17 protein-coding genes are annotated in these 18193 nt (G+C 54.8%); 7 read left to right on the top strand and 10 right to left on the bottom strand.

Annotated features, from left to right (window positions below):
* The first annotated feature begins 20 nt into the window (after nt 1-20).
* From ICT70_RS06270 to amrS, 4 genes are all read left to right on the top strand, one after another.
* A complete protein-coding gene (locus ICT70_RS06270) occupies nt 21-1094 on the top strand; it encodes a galactose-1-phosphate uridylyltransferase (RefSeq protein ID WP_191154547.1) in 1074 nt (357 codons plus the stop codon).
* Nucleotides 1095-1097: 3 nt separating this feature from the next.
* A complete protein-coding gene (gene glgA / locus ICT70_RS06265) occupies nt 1098-5735 on the top strand; it encodes a glycogen synthase GlgA (RefSeq protein ID WP_191154545.1) in 4638 nt (1545 codons plus the stop codon).
* A 3-nt stretch (nt 5736-5738) separates the two neighbouring features.
* A complete protein-coding gene (locus ICT70_RS06260; RefSeq protein WP_191154543.1) occupies nt 5739-7055 on the top strand; it encodes a ferredoxin reductase family protein in 1317 nt (438 codons plus the stop codon).
* 119 nt (nt 7056-7174) lie between these two features.
* Nucleotides 7175-8200 (top strand): AmmeMemoRadiSam system radical SAM enzyme, encoded by a 1026-nt coding sequence (gene amrS, locus ICT70_RS06255; RefSeq protein WP_191154541.1) that lies wholly within the window; start codon nt 7175-7177, stop codon nt 8198-8200.
* Nucleotides 8201-8242: 42 nt separating this feature from the next.
* On the opposite strand, the gene ICT70_RS06250 is transcribed toward amrS, so the two are convergent.
* From ICT70_RS06250 to ICT70_RS06235, 4 genes are read right to left on the bottom strand one after another with little or no spacing between them, the layout of a single operon-like run.
* Entirely contained in the window at nt 8243-8524 is a 282-nt protein-coding gene (locus tag ICT70_RS06250; RefSeq protein ID WP_191154539.1) for an HNH endonuclease, read from the bottom strand.
* 37 nt (nt 8525-8561) lie between these two features.
* Entirely contained in the window at nt 8562-9356 is a 795-nt protein-coding gene (pgeF, locus tag ICT70_RS06245) for a peptidoglycan editing factor PgeF (RefSeq protein WP_191154537.1), read from the bottom strand.
* Nucleotides 9357-9392: 36 nt separating this feature from the next.
* Nucleotides 9393-10382, bottom strand: coding sequence for an RluA family pseudouridine synthase (locus ICT70_RS06240; RefSeq protein ID WP_191154535.1), 990 nt, complete (start codon nt 10380-10382; stop codon nt 9393-9395).
* Nucleotides 10383-10652 carry a hypothetical protein gene (locus ICT70_RS06235; protein WP_191154533.1) on the bottom strand — a complete coding sequence of 90 codons (270 nt, stop codon included), beginning with the start codon at nt 10650-10652 and terminating at the stop codon, nt 10383-10385.
* A 221-nt stretch (nt 10653-10873) separates the two neighbouring features.
* Between ICT70_RS06235 and ICT70_RS06230 the strand changes: the two genes are divergently transcribed.
* Nucleotides 10874-11263, top strand: a complete 390-nt coding sequence (locus tag ICT70_RS06230) for a response regulator (RefSeq protein ID WP_191154531.1) — start codon at nt 10874-10876, stop codon at nt 11261-11263.
* A 19-nt stretch (nt 11264-11282) separates the two neighbouring features.
* Here the strand turns inward: ICT70_RS06230 and ICT70_RS06225 are convergent, their stop codons facing one another.
* Nucleotides 11283-11603, bottom strand: coding sequence for a cytochrome b5 domain-containing protein (locus ICT70_RS06225; protein WP_191154530.1), 321 nt, complete (start codon nt 11601-11603; stop codon nt 11283-11285).
* A gap of 144 nt (nt 11604-11747) precedes the next feature.
* On the opposite strand from ICT70_RS06225, the gene proC reads away from it, so the two are divergent.
* A complete protein-coding gene (gene proC / locus ICT70_RS06220) occupies nt 11748-12560 on the top strand; it encodes a pyrroline-5-carboxylate reductase (protein WP_191154529.1) in 813 nt (270 codons plus the stop codon).
* A 99-nt stretch (nt 12561-12659) separates the two neighbouring features.
* Here proC and ICT70_RS06215 read toward each other — a convergent pair whose 3' ends face one another.
* The 4 genes from ICT70_RS06215 to ICT70_RS06200 form a co-directional block, all read right to left on the bottom strand.
* A complete protein-coding gene (locus ICT70_RS06215; RefSeq protein WP_191154528.1) occupies nt 12660-13790 on the bottom strand; it encodes an AI-2E family transporter in 1131 nt (376 codons plus the stop codon).
* Nucleotides 13783-14316, bottom strand: a complete 534-nt coding sequence (locus ICT70_RS06210; protein ID WP_191154527.1) for a Crp/Fnr family transcriptional regulator — start codon at nt 14314-14316, stop codon at nt 13783-13785. Before ICT70_RS06210 ends, ICT70_RS06215 begins: the two co-directional genes overlap by 8 nt.
* A 233-nt stretch (nt 14317-14549) precedes the next feature.
* On the bottom strand, nt 14550-14720 hold the full coding sequence (locus ICT70_RS06205; RefSeq protein WP_191154526.1) for a (2Fe-2S)-binding protein: 171 nt from the start codon (nt 14718-14720) through the stop codon (nt 14550-14552).
* A gap of 101 nt (nt 14721-14821) precedes the next feature.
* Nucleotides 14822-15223: a pyridoxamine 5'-phosphate oxidase family protein gene (locus tag ICT70_RS06200; protein ID WP_191154525.1), complete on the bottom strand. Its 402-nt coding sequence runs from the start codon at nt 15221-15223 to the stop codon at nt 14822-14824.
* Nucleotides 15224-15365: 142 nt separating this feature from the next.
* Here ICT70_RS06200 and uvrC point away from each other — a divergent pair, with 142 nt between their 5' ends.
* Nucleotides 15366-17201, top strand: coding sequence for an excinuclease ABC subunit UvrC (gene uvrC, locus ICT70_RS06195; protein ID WP_191154524.1), 1836 nt, complete (start codon nt 15366-15368; stop codon nt 17199-17201).
* Between the two features lie 113 nt (nt 17202-17314).
* Here the strand turns inward: uvrC and ICT70_RS06190 are convergent, their stop codons facing one another.
* Nucleotides 17315-18103: a DNA-binding protein gene (locus ICT70_RS06190; protein ID WP_191154523.1), complete on the bottom strand. Its 789-nt coding sequence runs from the start codon at nt 18101-18103 to the stop codon at nt 17315-17317.
* Between the last annotated feature and the right edge of the window lie 90 nt (nt 18104-18193).

Here is an 18193-nt window from a genome sequence, read left to right as displayed (position 1 = left end):
CGTCTGAAAGGATAGATACCTTGTCTGAGTTGCGTTGGGATCCATTGAAAAATAGCTGGGTGATCATGACCCTGGGGCACAGTCGTCGCCCGCAGGAATTCCTCCAGAAACGCCAGGAGGATTGTGCGCCGGAAGGTTCTGATTATCAGCGGCTGCAGATGCCGGAGGATAACTGTCCGTTATGCAGCGGCCACGAAGGGCGCACGCCACCGGAAATTATGGCCTGCCGTCCCCAGGGCAGCGCCCCCAACGAGCCGGGCTGGCAGGTACGGGTGATCCCCAACAAGTTCCCGGCGCTGCGTATTGAAGGTGAGCTTGAGAACCGGGCAGAAGGGCTCTATGACCGAATGAACGGGATTGGCGCCCACGAACTGATCGTCGAGACCCCGGATCATGGTAAAACCCTTGCGGATTTGAGCGAAGTCCAGATCGCCGAGGTGCTCAAAGCCTATCGCTCACGTATGCTCGATCTGCGTAAGGACAGCCGTTTTCGCTATATCTTTATCTTCAAAAATCATGGGGTGGGAACCTCATCCACTATTTCCCACGCTCATTCCCAGCTGATGGCGGTCCCCTTGATGCCGCCCCTGATTTCCCATGAACTGGAACAATGCCGCAAACATTTTCAGCAAAAAGAGCGTTGTCTGGTGTGTGACCTGATCCGTCAGGAACAACAGCATAAATCCCGAATTGTGCGTGATGATGGTAATTTTCTGGTGTATGCACCCTATGCTTCGCGTTTTCCGTTTGAGTTGATGATTGCGCCTCTGGCCCATCATCACGACTTTGCCCAGCAGAGTGACCAGCAGCTGCGCCTGCTGGCGCGTACCCTGCGTGATATCCTGCAGCGGCTGCGCACTGCCCTGCGCGATCCGGCTTATTCGTTGATTCTGCACAGTTCACCACCTCGCCATCCACGCATGGGACGCCCCGATTACTGGGAATCTCTCCCCTTTGATTATCACTGGCATATCGAGCTGGCCCCTAAATTGACCAGGTTGACCGGGTTTGAGTGGGGCTCCGGCTTTCACATTAACCCGACCCCGCCGGAGGAAGCCGCCGAATTTTTGCGCAGTGCCGAGCCAGGACTATAGAAGATGACAGGACCATCCTTTTCACAACGTCACTATCCCCTTGACCTTCACTGCAGCCGTAAGGTCTGGGATGCCATCAATCTGACCAGTTACTTCCGCCACGACCAGCTGCCGGGGCGCACCTTTATGCGTCACCTCCTCGCTGACCACCTGCGCGCTCAGTCAGCGCAAGGCATCACTGCCGCGGAGCTGGAGCTGTTGGCAACCCTGAATCAGATCCTGCGTGAGGTGGCGACCGATTTTTTACGCCGCCGTGGCTGTCGCTTGACCAAAAATGCCATGGAGATTGGTGACCGTCAGCTGCCCATGCCGGCACTGAAGACCAGCTTCACCTCATTTTTCGGTTTTTTCCCGGCGTTGCCCCTGCAGTTGGAGTCGGTGGATCCAGCTACCTATGTAGAGCAACTGGGTGACCGTGGTGAATGGCTGGATCTGTTGCTGGAGTTGGTGCTGCTTTATGTTCAGAGTCACAATCCGGCCTTAATCGGCGCACGTTCCCTGTTTGCCGAAGAGGAGCTGCAGTTGCGCCGGATCAGCGCCTACGAGCAACAATTGATCTTACTTGATCAGGCCCTGCCGACCCTCGATGATGGCTACGCCGCCCAGCCGCAGACCTTGCTGGCGCGGTTGCTCGAACCCTTGCGTAAAGGCAAGGACCTCTATGCCCAGGTGCAGTTGCTGCGTGATCTCTGGGCGGATCTGTTGCCGGCGGAACTGCTGGCGCGGATTAGTACCGCGATCCAGCAGTTTGAGGTGGAAGGGCACAAGCCCGGGTTTCCCGGACCGCCGGATACCACGCCGCTTGATCCGGCCACCTTTGGTGACCATGAATACGCCGGTTTTACCGCCGACCTGGCCTGGATGCCGCGGGCAGTGCTGCTCGCCAAATCCACCTACGTTTGGCTCGAGCAACTGTCACGACGCTATCAACGACCGATTTATACCCTTGACCGGATTCCCGATGAGGAACTTGATGCGTTGGTTGAATACGGTTTTACCAGCCTCTGGTTGATCGGTATCTGGAAACGGTCCCAGGCTTCCCTGAAGGTAAAAAATCTCTGCGGCCAACAGGATGTTGCCGCTTCGGCTTATGCCATTGACGATTATGTCATCGATGATAAGCTCGGTGGCGAGCCGGCGTTTGAGCAACTGCGTCATCGCTGCCTGCAGCGCGGGCTCGATCTGGCTTGTGACGTGGTTACCAACCACACCGGAATTGAGTCGACCTGGCTGCGTGAGCACCCCGACTGGTTTGTCCAGTTATCCTATTCCCCCTATCCCGGTTATCGCTTCACCGGCCCCGATTTGAGCAGCAGCCCGGATTACAGCATTCAGATTGAAGATGGTTATTACGACCACTCTGAGGCTGCGGTTGTCTGTCGTTACCAGCACCGTCAGAGCGGCGAGGTGCGCTACATCTACCACGGCAACGACGGTACCCATCTGCCGTGGAATGATACGGTACAGCTCAACTACCTGCTTCCGCAGATGCGTGAGGCGATGATTCAGCTGATCATCCGGGTGGCCAGGCGTTTTCGCATTATCCGTTTCGACGCCGCCATGACCCTGGCCAAGCGCCACTTTCAGCGTCTCTGGTACCCGTTGCCGGGGTCTGCCGGCGGGGTGCCGTCACGCAGCGATCACGCCCTGAGTCAGCAGGACTTCAATCACTATTTTCCCATTGAATTCTGGCGTGAACTGGTGGATCGGGTGCAGCTTGAAGCTCCCGATACCCTGCTGGTGGCCGAAGCCTTCTGGCTGATGGAAGGGTATTTTGTTCGCACCCTGGGGATGCACCGGGTCTACAACAGCGCCTTCATGAATATGCTGATGCAGGAAGAAAACGCCAAGTACCGCCAGACCATCAAGAATATCCTGGTGTTTGACCCGGCGATCCTCCAGCGCTTTGTCAATTTCATGAGCAACCCTGATGAAGAACCGGCGATTGAGCAGTTTGGTGATGGCGACAAATACTTCTGTGTCGCTACCATGCTCGCCACCATGCCCGGCCTGCCCATGTTCGGTCATGGTCAGATTGAAGGGCTGCGTGAGAAATACGGGATGGAGTATCTGGCCCCGCGTTGGGACGAACCGGTCGACAAACCGTTACTTGAGCGTCATCGGCTGAGTATCTTTCCCCTGCTGCGTCAACGTGCCCTGTTCAGCGGCGCGGACGCCTTTCAGTTGTACGATTTTGAATCGGTTTACGGGGTCGAAGAGGATGTGTTTGTTTACAGCAATCAGCTTGATCAGCGCCGGGTGCTGGTGATCTGTAATAACTCGGACAAGAGCATTACCGGTCGCATCGCGGCCCCGGTCACCATGGCCGGACGCGCCGGACGCGATGTCGTTGATGCCTGTGCGATTGATTGCCGCAGCGATTTTGTCGTGCTGAACGATCTGATCGACAACTTCCAGTATCTGCAACCTTCTGCTTCCCTGCGCCGGGGGGGAGCCTTTACCCTGGCGCCCTACAGTGTTCGGGTGATTGGCAGCTTTGTCCCACGCCGGGACGAGGATGGGCGCTGGCAGCGCCTGTGGCAGCAGCACGGTGATCGTGGTGTGCGTCACCTGTGGCTCGAGCATGATGGCCTGTTGCTTGAAAAAAGCTGGCCGCTGCTAAGTGACCTGCTTGCGCTGCCTCAGCCCCAGCGGGCGCGCCGGCAGATCCGCCAGCTACTGACCGAACTGGTGTCCACCTATACGGCTTCACCCCTTGCCGATATGCCGCCGGACTATGTCCTCGAAGTGCTGACGCGCGGGCGTTATCCTGATCTGCCCCGGCAGCAGGAAGGTTATGGCGAGCTGGCCTGGTACCTTGATCGTGCTGCTACGGCGGATGGCTGGTTCCAGCTGTTTGACCGGATCTGCAACCGCTATCCCCTGCGGCCATTACTCGGTTGCCACTACTACGATTTCAGCGACTGGTGTGTTCATCAGGATCTGGAGCGTTTCTGTCTGGTCCTGCTCAGCTACCAGCTGTTCCGTCAAGGGGACCGGATCACGACAGAACCGAAGGTCATGATTGATAGCACCATTGAGTTGCTGCGGGTCATTGCCGGATTACAACGTCAGGCGACCAGGGTCGGCTATCGCGTTGACCAGTTGCTGGCACAACTTGATCCGCGTCCACCATTGGAGAAGCCGTTGCCGGCCCAAGCTGGTGGTTTGAAAATCCTCTTTGTTGCCTCCGAAGCGACCCCCTTTGCCAAATCGGGGGGGTTGGCTGATGTCGCCGGTTCGTTGCCACGTGCCCTGCGCTTGCTCGGTCACGATGTCCAGGTGGTCATCCCTGCTTATCCGCAGATCGACAAAGCGCCGGCGATTCCACGCAAGGCGCCGCAGAGTGTTGAAATTGTCATGGCAGGGGTGCCCCGCCGCGCCAGCCTGAAACAGGCGGTTTACGATGGCGTACCCTACTGGTTTATCGATACCCCGGATCTGTACCAGCGCGATGGACTCTACTCCGGTCCTGATGGTGATTACCCCGACAATGGCATGCGTTTTGGATTTTTCTGCCGGGCGCTGCTGGAACTGGCCAGAACCCTGAAGTTTCCTCCGGATATCATCCATCTGCATGACTGGCAGACCGGGCTGGTGCCGGTGTTGCTGAAGACCAGCTATATCAGCGATCCGTTCTTTGCCCATACCAGGACCCTGCTGACGGTTCATAATCTGGGTTACCACGGCACGTTCCCCTTCTCCTTGCTGCGGCAACTTGAGCTGCCGGGTGAACTGACCAGCCCGGCGGCACTGGAATATTACGGTAATCTGTCGCTGCTCAAAGGGGGGATTGTTTTTTCCGATCTGGTCAACACGGTGTCGCCGACCTACTGTCGCGAAATTCAGACGGTAGAGCAGGGCTACGGCCTCGATGGTCTGTTGCGCGAGCGCAGTGCGCATCTCCACGGCATCCTCAATGGCCTTGATGAGCGGGTCTGGAATCCCGCCCAGGATGCAGCGCTGCCGCATAACTACAGTTCGCGGCAGCTCAAGAACAAGCAGAAATGCAAAGCTTTGCTGCAGCAGGAGTTGGGGCTTGAGGTGCGCGCCGATGTGCCGCTGGTGGTGGTGATCAGTCGTCTCGATCGCCAGAAGGGGATTAACCTGATTGAGACCATCTGGCCGCAACTGCTCGAGCGCCCCTTGCAGTTTTGCCTGCTCGGCTCAGGGACCCCAGAAAATATGCGGTTCTGGCAGGAACGCCAGGGTTCAAACTCCGGTCAGGTGTCGATCAATCTGACATTTAACGAAGGACTGTCGCGCCGTCTATACGCGGCGGCTGATCTCTTGCTGGTGCCGAGTTTATATGAACCCTGCGGTCTGACCCAGATGATTGCCCTGAAGTACGGCGCCTTGCCTCTGGTGCGTCGTACCGGTGGGCTGGCCGACACGGTCGTTGATATTGACGAGCATCCCGCCGTCGGTAACGGTTTTGTTTTCGATCATTCTGACCCCTGGCTGTTGCTGGCTACCATTGATCGGGCCTTGCACTATTACCAGCAGCCCCCAACCTGGACCAAGCTGGTTAAGCGTGGCATGAGGCAGGATTTCAGCTGGCTGCCATCTGCCCAGGAATACCTTAAGCTTTACCGATACATGATCGGCCTGCCGGCGCTCCAGGAGGAAACAAAGGACTAGACGATGAGCTACGTAGCAAAAGGCGCATTCTGGATCGGGGTGTATCTGCTGTTGATCCTGGCCCCCCTGGCGATCCTGTTGATCGAGCCGGTCCCCCCCGGTAATGGTTTCTGGTGGGATGTCTCCCTGGGGCTGGGTTTTGCCGGCACCGCTATGATGGGAATGCTGTTTCTGCAAACGGCCCGGTTTCGTCGGGCCTCAGCGCCCTTCGGCATCGATATTATCTACTATTTTCACCGCCAGGTGGCGTTGATCGCCGTTCTTTTTATTGTCGCCCACCCGATCATTCTGCTGATTCTCAAACCACAGCTTTTCGATCTCTTCAAACCGGGGGTGGCCCCCGCCCATCTCTGGGGCGCGGTTGTCTCTACCCTGGCGCTGCTGGCGCTGGTGGCAACATCGATCTGGCGCAAACAACTAGCCCTCGATTATGATCTCTGGCGGGTTCTTCATGCGCTGCTGGCGGTACTCGCCCTGGGGCTGGCGATCTGGCATGTGCTGGGTGTCGGCCATTATGTCGACACGCCCTGGCGCAAACAATTGTGGGGTACCTTTTCCCTGTCGTGGTTGCTGCTGCTGGTGTATGTGCGGCTGTATAAGCCGTTGCAGCAGTTGCGCCACCCCTACCGCGTGGTTGAGGTCAAAGAGGAAAAAGCGGACAGTTGGAGTTTGACCCTCGAGCCGGATGGTCATGCGGGCTTACGCTTCCAGCCGGGACAATTTGCCTGGCTGACCCTGGGCAGTTCCCCCTTTGCCTTGAAGGAACACCCCTTTTCCTTTGCCGGCAGTGCCGAGAAGGTTCCAGCCCTGACCTTCACCATCAAGGAACTGGGTGATTTCAGTAGCACGATCAAGCAGGTAAAGCCCGGACAGATCGCCTATATTGATGGCCCTTACGGTGCTTTCAGCCCGGATCGGATGACGGCCGGTGGCTTTGTCCTGATTGCCGGGGGAATCGGCATCGCACCGATGATGTCAGTGCTGCGAACCTTTGCTGATCGCCGGGAAAAGCGCCCACTCAAGCTGCTCTATGCTTATAATACCTGGGATCGGTTGACCTTTCGGGATGAGCTGCAGGAGCTGGAAGAGCGCCTTGACCTGGAAATTATCTGGCTGTTGAAGGACCCGCCCCCGAATTGGGAAGGTGAATCCGGGCTGGTGACTGCCGATCTATTACAACGAAGAGTGCCGCTGGCAGACCCGGAACAGTCTTACCTGATCTGCGGACCGGTAAAAATGATCGAACTGACCGAGAAACTTCTGCATCAGGGCGGGGTGCCGCTGGCGCGGATCCATTCGGAATTGTTTGATATGGTATAATCGACCCTTAAGGAGTAAGTGGATGAGACTTTTGTTTGCCAATCTGCTGGCCTGGGTGACCGGGGTGCTTATTATGGTGATGGTGGTGCTGTTTGCCTGGCTGCAGAACAGCTAAGGCTATGAAAGAGGCCCTGCTGTACGATAACCGGGAAAACCATCAGGTCGCCTGCCGTCTGTGTGCCCACTTCTGCGTGATTAACTGTGGCGAGCGGGGTCGTTGCGGGGTGCGCGAAAATCGTGATGGCATACTCTATTCCCTGGTTTACGGGCACACCATTGCTCACCATGTTGATCCGATCGAGAAAAAGCCCCTGTACCATTTTTATCCCGGCAGTCGCTCCCTCTCCATCGCGACCCCCGGCTGCAACATGCACTGTCACTGGTGTCAGAATGCCGGGATCTCCCAGGTACCGCGCGACGTGAAATTTCCGGTGGGGGATGCTATGACGCCTGAGCAGATTGTCGTTGCCGCTCAACAGAGCGACAGTCATTCCATCGCCTACACCTATACCGAACCGACGATCTTTTTCGAGTACAGCCTCGACACGGCCCGTCTGGCCCATGATGCCGGCCTGGCCAATGTCTATGTCAGTAACGGCTATATGACAGCAGAGATGCTTGATCTGGTTCAGCCGTACCTGGATGCCGCCAACATCGACCTCAAATCCTTTCGTGATACAACCTACCGCAAGTATGCGGGCGCCCGTTTACAGCCGGTTCTTGACAGCCTGAAAAAACTGCACACCCTTGGTATCTGGCTCGAAGTTACCACCCTGATCATTCCCGGGATCAATGATGATCTGCAGGAACTCAAAGAACTGGCCGAATTTATCGTCACCGAATTAGGTGCAGCTACCCCCTGGCATGTCAGCCGCTTCTATCCCCAATATCAACTGAATCACCTCCCGTCAACCCCGTCGGCCACCATCAATCAGGCGGTGGAGATTGGTCGGACAGCCGGATTGATGCATGTTTATGCCGGCAACCTCGGAGTTGATAACAGTACCCTTTGTCCCGGGTGCGGAGCAACGCTGATTCAGCGTCGTGGCTACGACCTTAGAAACAACCGGATTGGTAGAGAGAGTCGCTGTCCTGACTGTGGACAACAGATTGCTGGTGTGGGGATGGGAAAAGAGGAGCAATAGGGGGGTCATAATACCGATTAGTCTAATCGGAATTATGTCATCCTACTTTCCCAGATACTCTTTCCATTCCAGCGGTAACAGGTCCTTCTTCTGGTTGTTACATTCTTTGCACGCGGGAACGCAGTTGCCCTTGGTACTGCGGCCGCCGCGGGTAATGGGGACAATATGGTCGAGGGTGAGTTCTTTCGGGGCAAATTGTCGGCCGCAATAGTGACAGATGCCGGTAGCGATGCGGTTCTTCCACCACCCCTGCTGGCGCAGTTCCCGCGCTTTTTCGCGTTCCCGGCGGATTTGCTGCTCATCAATATCCAGATAAAAATCCACTTGTTTTCACGCCTTTGTCCTGATTTTTCTGGTCACGCTATCGGTTTAGCATGATAAAGCCGAGCTGGCGACCGGTTATACCTTGATCGCGGCGGTACGAGAAAAACATTTCTGCCTGGGTCAGGGTGCAGTGTCCTGATTCTTCGATGTTATCAGGTTTCAGACCGGCCTGTTCCAGTTGTAAACGGCAACTGCGGGCGAGGTTGAGGTGCCAGTGCCCGAGGCTGGTTTCCCGGCTGATTTCATTCCAGAATCCACTCCCCTGGCGAAAAGCCTCCCGCACCGGGCGGTCGACTTCATAGTTGTCGGCACCGATACCGGGTCCAATGGCAGCGACCAGATCTGCGGGTATGCAGTCAAAATGGGTTGTCATTGCCTTGATCGTTTTGTAAATCAGGCTGCCGGCCGCTCCGCGCCAGCCGATGTGGATGGCAGCAATAACCGTCTGCTGTTTGTTCCATAACAGTAAGGGATAACAGTCCGCGGTAAGAATGCCGATCATGATACCGGGTTGATTGGTGACTATCGCATCGACCTCGACCCGGGCGAAATGGCTCAAGTCGAGATTGGCTTCGTCGATCAGCAACAGATCATTGCCATGAACCTGCTTAACCGTCAGCAGTTGATGTAACGGAAGGTCGAATGCGCGGACCAGGGTCGAGCGGTTACCTTCGACATGCGCTTTTATATCATCGGTGTTGGTGCCCAGATTCAGGGAGTGATAAGGGGGACGGCTGACCCCACCGTTACGGGTGCTGAATCCCGCGGTTAATCCGGTAGCCAGCGCGGCAGGTTGCAGATAGGATATTTTCCCGGTGCGGACCAGTTTCATTACAACAACTCCATAGCAAGATGATGGTGGTACAGATCAGATCGGGTAGTCGGTTTCGTGGCTTGACCCACTCTGTTCCAGATAGGCGATAATATGACGCAGTGGCGCCGGGATGTCACTGCTAAATTCGAGATATTCACCGGTGCGTGGGTGAATAAATCCGAGGGTGTGGGCGTGCAGGGCCTGACCTGGGAGCTGGCGGATCAAGGTGCGTAACTGTTGATCCTTGATATGATGAAGCTCCGAACGCCGGCCATAGAGCGGGTCACCTACCAGGGGGTGGCCGGATTCGCTCAAATGAACACGAATCTGATGAGTTCGTCCGGTTTCCAGTTGCAGGCGGATCAGGCTGAACTTTTCATTCGAAAAATTTGTGACAACGTACCAGTGTGTGACCGCTCGTTTGCTGTGTCTGGCTTTCGTGCTGAATTTTTTTCGCTGAACCGGATGGCGCCCCAGAGGTTGATCGATGGTCCCCTTGCGGGTTGGCAAGTGACCGTGGATCAGGGCGAGATACTCGCGCTTGATGCTGTGCTGATGAAATTGTTCGGCTAGATGCTGATGGGCCTGATCATTTTTGGTGACGACCAGAACCCCGGAGGTATCCTTGTCGATACGATGTACTATGCCGGGGCGCAGGGTGCCGCCAATACCGGCAAGATCGTCGCAATGATGAAGCAGAGCGTTGACCAGGGTGCCGTGAACGTTTCCTGTAGCCGGATGGACCACCATGCCGGCGGGTTTGTTGATGACGATCAGATCCTGATCTTCGTAGAGGACATGCAGGGGGATATCTTCCGCCAGAGCTGTGCTCGGCTCTGGTGGCGGCAGCAAAACCTCAATGGTTTCACCACCTTTAAGTTTGACGCCGGCTTTGGTTGCCGCGCCATCGCAGGTAACCTGCTGATGGTCGATAAGTTTTTTAAGTTGTGCCCGGCTGATATCGGGCAGGACGTCGGCCAGAAACGCATCAATGCGCTGCGCAGGGGCATCATAGGGGAACACCAGCTGCCGGGACAGGGTCATTTACCAGATCTGGCTCTCAATTTTCCCGGCCTGTTTGATCATGACATCAACAATGGCACGCTCATAGAGGTGGTCACGATTAGCAATATCAGCCGAAACACGCGAGTAGAAATGTTCGCGCCCTTCTTCCAGCTCGGCATTCATCAGTTCGAAGATATTGTCACCTTTGATTCCTTCGGCTACCTTATCCTGGTTGTACAGGGCGATATCGGAAACAATCGCTCTGGCCAGACGAAAGGCCAGGTCGGGATTTTCAACTACTCTTGCCATAGATCATGCCTCCATAGTGTTGCAGTCTGACGTGCCAAGGATTTAATTCTATTAATTTTCTTTCTGGTTGGCAAGGGTTAAACGGAGAAAATCGTTTTTTGCTATGAGTAAGGTAAATTTTGTTGCGCAGGGCTTTTGTTGTGATAGGGTTAGGGAACAATCACTTGGAAATTTTAATGTGCGATATGTTGAGATATCTTCGTGAAGGAACAAGGTCGTAGATGAGTATTCCACTCCCATCCATCAAGGTCCTGTTTGTTGACGATGAACCGGCGTTACAGGCCCTGGGCGAAGATCTGCTGGTTGAAGAAGGCTACGAGGTGGTTTGTGCTGCCGGCGCTCGCGAGGCCCTTGACTTGTTTGCGCAGCATGGGCAACAGGTTGATCTGGTTGTGACCGACGAGTCGATGCCGGGCATGACAGGTATCGAATTAGCGCAGCAGTTGTTTAAGCTGGCCCCGCAGTTGCCGATCATTCTATGCTCGGGCTACCTGTTAACCATGGCGGAGGAGGGGATTGCTGCAACCAACATCAAAGCTGTGCTCGCCAAAACCGATATCTTCTTCAAATTACCGGCAACGATTGCAAGTCTTTTGGCTCAGGATCGGTAAGCCGCCTCTCTTATTTTGGTCAACGTAATAACATCAGCACCAGGAGCAAAACAACGACAACACCTGCAACCACTGCAACCACCGGCAATTTCCTCCCTGGTTGCCGGGCGGTCTCTGCGCTTGTGAGTTGTCCAACCACGGGAAAGCGTTCAATGACCGAACGGACATGGGGAGCGGTCTTCAATTCTTCAGTGAGATCCTGACCGGCCTGATGTGCTCCTTCGTGGTTCCCCTGCTGCCAGTGTTTGCTGCTGCTGACATCGTAAATTATGCCACTTACCGCGACATAGGCCGGTTTGCCGTTTTGTCCATCGAAGTTTATCAGTTCGCTTAACGTCATTCTGGTCTCCTGTCCCGAAATAATGACCTTTGTTTGTCTGGCTGCTTTTTTCTATTCACTATGTTAAACAATGGTGTCTTCAAGAGCAAACAGCAGGGTCGATTATTTAAAACAATCAGCGAAAATAAAAAAAGGAAAATCGTGATGACAAATGTTTGTAAAATTGGATTTATTGGTGGCGGCAACATGGCCGAAGCTTTAATCAAAGGGCTTTTGGCAGGGAATTATCCAGCTGACAAACTCGTGGTATCGGAACCCCTTGAACACCGGCGCAAGCACTTAGATGAGGTTTTCGGAGTGACGGTGATGGCCGACAATCTGCAGCTGGTAGGTTCCTGTGAGATTGTCGTCCTGGCAATCAAGCCGCAAATTGTCGACGAAGTGCTTATTGAGATTGCCTCGATCTGGAATGACCATAAGTTGATGGTATCGATCCTGGCCGGGGTAACCTGTACCAGTATCGAAAGACAGTTCGCCGGGTCGCCACGGGTCGTGCGGGTTATGCCGAACACCCCGGCGTTGGTCGGTGAAGCGGCTAGTACCATTTGCCGCGGTACCCATGCCACCAACGAGGACTTGCAGATTGTCCGCGAACTGTTTGAGAGTGTCGGTATGGTACAGTTGATCGATGAGCGTCAGATGGATGCGGCAACCGGCTTGTCCGGATCCGGGCCTGCTTATATCTATACCGTGATCGAGGCCCTTGCCGATGGCGGGGTACGGGAAGGGTTGCGTCGTGAAGTGGCGCATGCCCTGGCAGTTCAAACGGTGGTCGGGGCGGCGCTGATGGTACGAGAGACCAAAGAGCACCCGGCCATCTTACGCGATCAGGTCTGTTCCCCCGGCGGCACGGCCATTACCGGTGTCAGCACTCTGGAAAAAAATGGTTTGCGTACGACACTGATGGAGGCCGTTTCAGCGTCGGCGGCTCGCTCGCGCGAGTTGGGCGGTAACTAGTTTTTTTATTGTCCGTTTTTCGCAAGAAATACTGTGCTCTACCTTGATCGGTACGATCGTTTTGGCAAGTCAGCGGTTGCTGTTGGGTATGGAACATCGTCAAAGCATCTTTCCGCGGCTGGAAAAGTAGCGGTTATAGAGGTTAAAGGTGCGCCGGTACTGGCGGATTTCGAGAATGATGATGTTAATGATACTGGCGATGGGGACACCGATAATCATTCCCAGGATACCGTAGAGTTTCCCCCCCATAATGATTGCCAGAATGACCCACAGGGGGTGCAGATTGGATACCTTGGAGATCAGGATGGGAATCAGGATCATATTGTCGACGATGATCTGGGCGATCAGAATATAAACACACAGAATCCACCAGAACTGGGGACCAACACCCAGATCAACCAGAGCGATAGTGATTCCCGGCAGCATGCCAAAAATCGGGCCGACATAGGGAACCAGGTTGGTAATCCCGGCAACCACAGCAAGAATGGGGGCATAGCGGATATCGGTGAGCGCCAGCCCGACCCAGACCACCAGCCCGATAATAATGGCTTCAATGACTCTGCCGCGGATAAAATGGGACAGTTGCCAGCTGACGTGGGCGTAGATATCCAGCACCATTTCAAAATAACGATTGGGGGTAAGGGAAATCAGCCCGCGCATGATCCGACGACTGTCACGCAGAAAAAAGAAGGAGAACAGTGGTACCAGAATCAGCAGGCTGCCAATGCGCATGGCCGAGCGCGGGGTCTGTACCAGAATAGCACCGATCAGCTCCTGGGAGAAATTGCGCAAATGATCACCCAGATTGTAATGGGCGATAAAGGGGAAATGCTGCTGCGCCAGTTCGAGCAAGCCGGTCAGATAGACGATGGCAAAACTGATATAGCGCGGTACATCGGCTTTGAGCGCTTGCATCATGCCACGCCAGTTAGGTGGGCCGATGAGCAGCAGCAGCAGGATCACTGCTGCGGAAAACAGCAGATAGATGATAAAGATGGCGAAGGTTCGGTGGACACCACGATTTTCAATCAGGCTTACCAGTGGTTCAAGCATGAAGGCAACGATCAGGGCCAGCAGAATCGGCAGGAACAATCCGGCAGTCGCTGTTTGTAACAGGCTGGTAAAGGTGGTAGCAGACGAATAGATGGCTATTCCCGAGGCGATTGCCGTGGTCAGAACCAGGTACATCACTGCGACCTGGGCACGTCTGAAGCCGGTAGAATCACTCATTGTGCGGTTCCTCGGGAGTTGTGGCCCCGGCCTGCAGCAGTTCGAGTTGCTGGCTGCACTGGTGAAGGCGGTCGGCAAGAACGCGGTTTAGTCCAAACAGAATTTTTGCGGTTGGTGCCGGATGGCGCAGGGTCGCTTCGAGAATGTCGGAACGGAACAGGCCCATCAGGGACGAGGCGGTTGTCGCCCGGGCCCCTGCCGTACGGGGACGGGTCCCGGTCAGGGCGACCTCGCCAAAGAAATCGCCCGGTTCAAGAATCGCCTGTTCAACCTCCTTGCCGTTGGTGTCAATAGAGAAAATTTGCACCTGGCCGGAACGGATAATGTACATGCCCGAGCCGATATCCCCTGCCGAAAAAATCATTTCATCCGCCTCGAAATTGCGGATGTGAACAATTTTTTCAAGGAACTTAAGTTCCCGCCGGCTGAGTTTGGAGAACATCGGTACCTGACTTAAGAAATAAGCCAGGGTCTGCTTGTTAGCCTGATTGCGGAAAATATTTTGCCAGAAGGGGTTTGGATTCATGGTTTATCCCGGAGCATGATCGACCTGCAATAAGGAAAAGGAATCATCAGAATGCTGGTGGAGCGGCATGATATAACAGGCGCCGCTGCCAGTTCCAGAAAAATTCGAACGCAGGTGGTTGCAGAAGGTTTTGCCGGCAAAGTCGCAAGAACTTAGAAAAGACAAAAGCCCCAACGTCCTAGCGTGAAGCTGCAAGGCTGGGGCTCTTGTTTGAATTGTGGCGGGCCAGGGTGCTACTTGTTTTCAGCCAGCAGGGCCTCAATGTCCGGAACACAGCCACCACAGCCGGTGCCGGCGTTGGTGGCCTCCTGAACTTCTTCAACGCTGGTGAGGTTTTGTTCCTTGATCGCTTTCACGATGGTGTCACGATCGACATCCATGCAATGACATACAGTTTCAGACATAACGGTCTCCTTTGATGGGTTGGTTTTTCTTGTCGCTGATGATTATACCCCCAGGGTAGCGGGCTTGGCAATTGACACAAGAGTTTTTTACAATAAAACCTTCAAGAATCAGTAAACCGGCGTTCTTGTGCTCCGATCAGGGCCAGTGATTTTTCAACCCTGAAACGAACCAGATGCTTCGGACCTTTTTCCTGGTCCTGTCTTGCGGTCAGGCTTTTACGGGTCATCTGCTGCGCCATTTGTGGGTCGTTCATTTCGTCAATTTTATGCAGATATAAGCGAACCCCCTGATAGCCTGCAGCGGATTCAATGAACATATAGGTTGCATGGGGATTGGTACAGATATTCTGGTATGACAGTCGTTCCCGCATCAAACATACCAATGTGCCGTCAGCCAGGACCCTTGGTCGGGCATAAATGGCGCTGGTGACATTGCCCAGATTGTCGGCGGTTGATAAGATACCGATTCCCTGGGATGTTGAGAAGTACTCGTTGAGGGTCATCGTGGGCTCCTGTTGCTGGTTGGGTTATTTGTCCAGGACAAAATATAACACAGTTGATATGATTAATAGTATACTGACCTGTGTATTTTATTCGGGCCATTAGTGTTGCCGTGGTTTTTTGCTGTCGGAACCGGGAAAATCGATGTTTACCCCAGACCTGAAAAATTACCCTCAGGCTCCCGGCATTTATCAGATGCTTGCCGGCGATGGGACCATTCTCTATATCGGCAAAGCGCGGCGGCTGCGCTCACGCCTGCGCTCCTACTTTTCCGCAAAAGGGGACGGTCGTCAGCAGATTCCTTTGCTGATGAAGAAGGTCCAGGGCATCGAGGTGATCGTTACCGATACGGAAAAAGAGGCCCTGCTGCTGGAAAATACGCTGATCAAGCAGCATCGACCACGTTACAATATTGAACTGCGTGATGATAAAACCTATGTCTCAGTACGTATCGACCTGCGCGAAGAGTTCCCTGTCATGCAGGTGGTGAGGCAGGTAAAAAATGACGGCGCCCACTATTTTGGCCCCTATTCCTCTGCCGCAGCTATCCGCGAAACCTTAAGGCAGATTTACCGCATTTTCCCCTTGCGTCATGCCCCGATCGAGCGTTGTCGTCAGCGTCAACGTCCCTGCCTGTTTTACCAGATCGGGCAATGCAGCGCTCCTTGCCACGGCAAAATCAGCCGATCAGATTACCGGCGCCTGGTGGATGGCGTCATCCAATTACTGGAGGGGCGGGAATCTGAGGTGATTGCGTCCTTACGCCAACGGATGGCGGCCGCAGCCGAGACTATGGATTACGAACAGGCGGCGCTGCTACGTGATCAGATTCGCCTGATTCAGCAAAGTGTCGAAAAACAAAAAGTAACCGAGCATGGCGGCGGAGATCAGGACGTGATCGGCCTGCATCAGGATGGCGGTGAGGTTGAAGTTACCCTGCTGTTTGTGCGCAATGGCAAACTGATCGGACGTCGCAGCTTCTTGCTTGAGTGGGTGCTTGATCTGCCTGAGTTGTTGCACGGATTTCTGCTCGATTTTTATGCCCGCGAGGTTATTGTCCCCGATCAGCTGATTCTTCCCTTTCCCCTGGAAAGTTCCGCACTGCTGGCTGAGTGGTTGAGTGAAAAGCGCGGAAAAAGGGTGCGCTTACTGACCCCTGAGCGTGGTGAAAAGCGGCGGCTGCGCGAACTTGCGCAGCGCAACGCTGAAGAGTCCTATCGCCAGCGTGGGCAGCGCAAACAGGCGCGCAAAAACCTGCTGGTTGAACTGCAGGAACGGTTAAGGCTGCCACGTTTTCCCCAGCGGATTGAGTGCTTCGATATCTCCAATGTGCACGGAGAGTTGGCGGTCGGTAGCATGGTGGTGTTTATCGATGGTGAACCGGCCAAACAGGAATACCGTCGCTACCATATCAAAACGGTGGTCGGTGCTGACGATTATGCCTCGCTGAACGAAGTGTTACAGCGCCGGCTGGAGCGTGGGGTGGCAGAGGGTTGTCTGCCGGATATGATTCTGATCGATGGCGGCAAGGGGCAACTTGGTGTGCTGGTCGACGTGATGACCGGCATGGGGTTGTCAGGGCAGATCGGGGTCGTCGGGATTGCCAAAAGCCGGGTAGTGTCAAATGTTCAAGGCAAGGTGGTAGAGCGCTCCGAAGAACGGTTTTTTCTCCCCGGGCGAAAAAATCCCGTGACCTTTCGCCACGGTTCCGCCGCCGCCTTTTTGCTCGAACGGTTGCGTGATGAAGCCCATCGCTTTGCTATCAGCTTCCATCGTACCCTGCGCAGTAAGCAGGGGTTGCGCTCCAGCCTCGATCAGATTCCCGGGATCGGTCCGGTCCGCCGCACAGCGTTGCTGAAGTATTTTGGCAGTCTCAAGCGCCTGCGCGCAGCGGGAGTGGACGAGGTTCAACAGGTTCCCGGCTTTTCTGCCGCTCGGGCGCAGCAACTGGTCGCGGCATTGAAAAATCACTACAATTAAGTTTGCGGGAAGAAATCCCCTTTGTTACCGGGGCTGCGGCCTCAAACAGAAAAAAGCCCCCCACCTGGAGACGGTGGAGGGCTGAGTGTAAAGCCTTGGGATGGGTTTACGGGTTACTCAACGCTGACGACAGCGTCTTCAACGATCAGGTCGTAAGCGTAACCGTGACCGAAATCTTTATCGATGGTGAGCTTGCCACTGGCAATGACCACATCGCCAACCTTGAGCTGGGTGTTGCTGGTCAGGGTCAGGTCGTGGGTTCCTGCTGCCGGATTACCCGAACCGTCCTGCAGATGGATCCAGTTGGTGCCCATGATCTGTGGGCTGAATTTTACCACCTTGCCGCGCAGTTTGATCTCCTGACCGGACAGGTTGTCACGAGCCGCATGGATTTCTTCAATATTGTGTCCGTTTTCGAGTTTCTCGAGGGCGGTCACGGTAATCGGTGCGGCAGCTGCTCCGCCCATGCCGGAGATGGGTGGATGACCGGCCGGCATCTGGTCTGCTGCCGGGGTGTCGGTAGAGGCTGCTGCCGAACTGGCATTGAGGATCGATTCAACAAAATAGACCACATCAAAGGTGCGATCGAGGGTTTGGCTGTGGTAGTTGTGCATCGCCATCCCATCGGGAATAACCACCAGATCGCCAACGCTCACGGCAAATTGGGGGGTCGCTGCCCAGACCTGTTCACTGCCGGTATCAACCAGGACATAGGTGTAGCCAAGCGCGTTCATGGTCTCAACCACATCCCCACTGATGTTATTGGTTGGTGCCTGAGAGGTTGATGTCGGGGATGCTGTTTGTGGCTGGGTACCGGCGCTTTGATTGTTGGAGCTTTGCTGACACCCAACCAGCAGTGTCATGGTTAAAGATAAGACGATATAGAGAATCCGATTTTTCAAGGTAGCCTCCGAAATATGGTGTTCACAATGTAAGATGATACTGCGTTAAACGCGCGAACCATAGCACAGGCGTTAAATCAGCAACAATAG

The sequence above is a fragment of the Pelovirga terrestris genome, assembly GCF_014773365.1.
Taxonomy (GTDB): Bacteria; Desulfobacterota; Desulfuromonadia; order Desulfuromonadales; family Geopsychrobacteraceae; genus Pelovirga; species Pelovirga terrestris.
The sequence above is the reverse complement of the archived record's forward strand: the minus strand, read 5'-3'. Positions and strand labels throughout refer to the sequence as shown.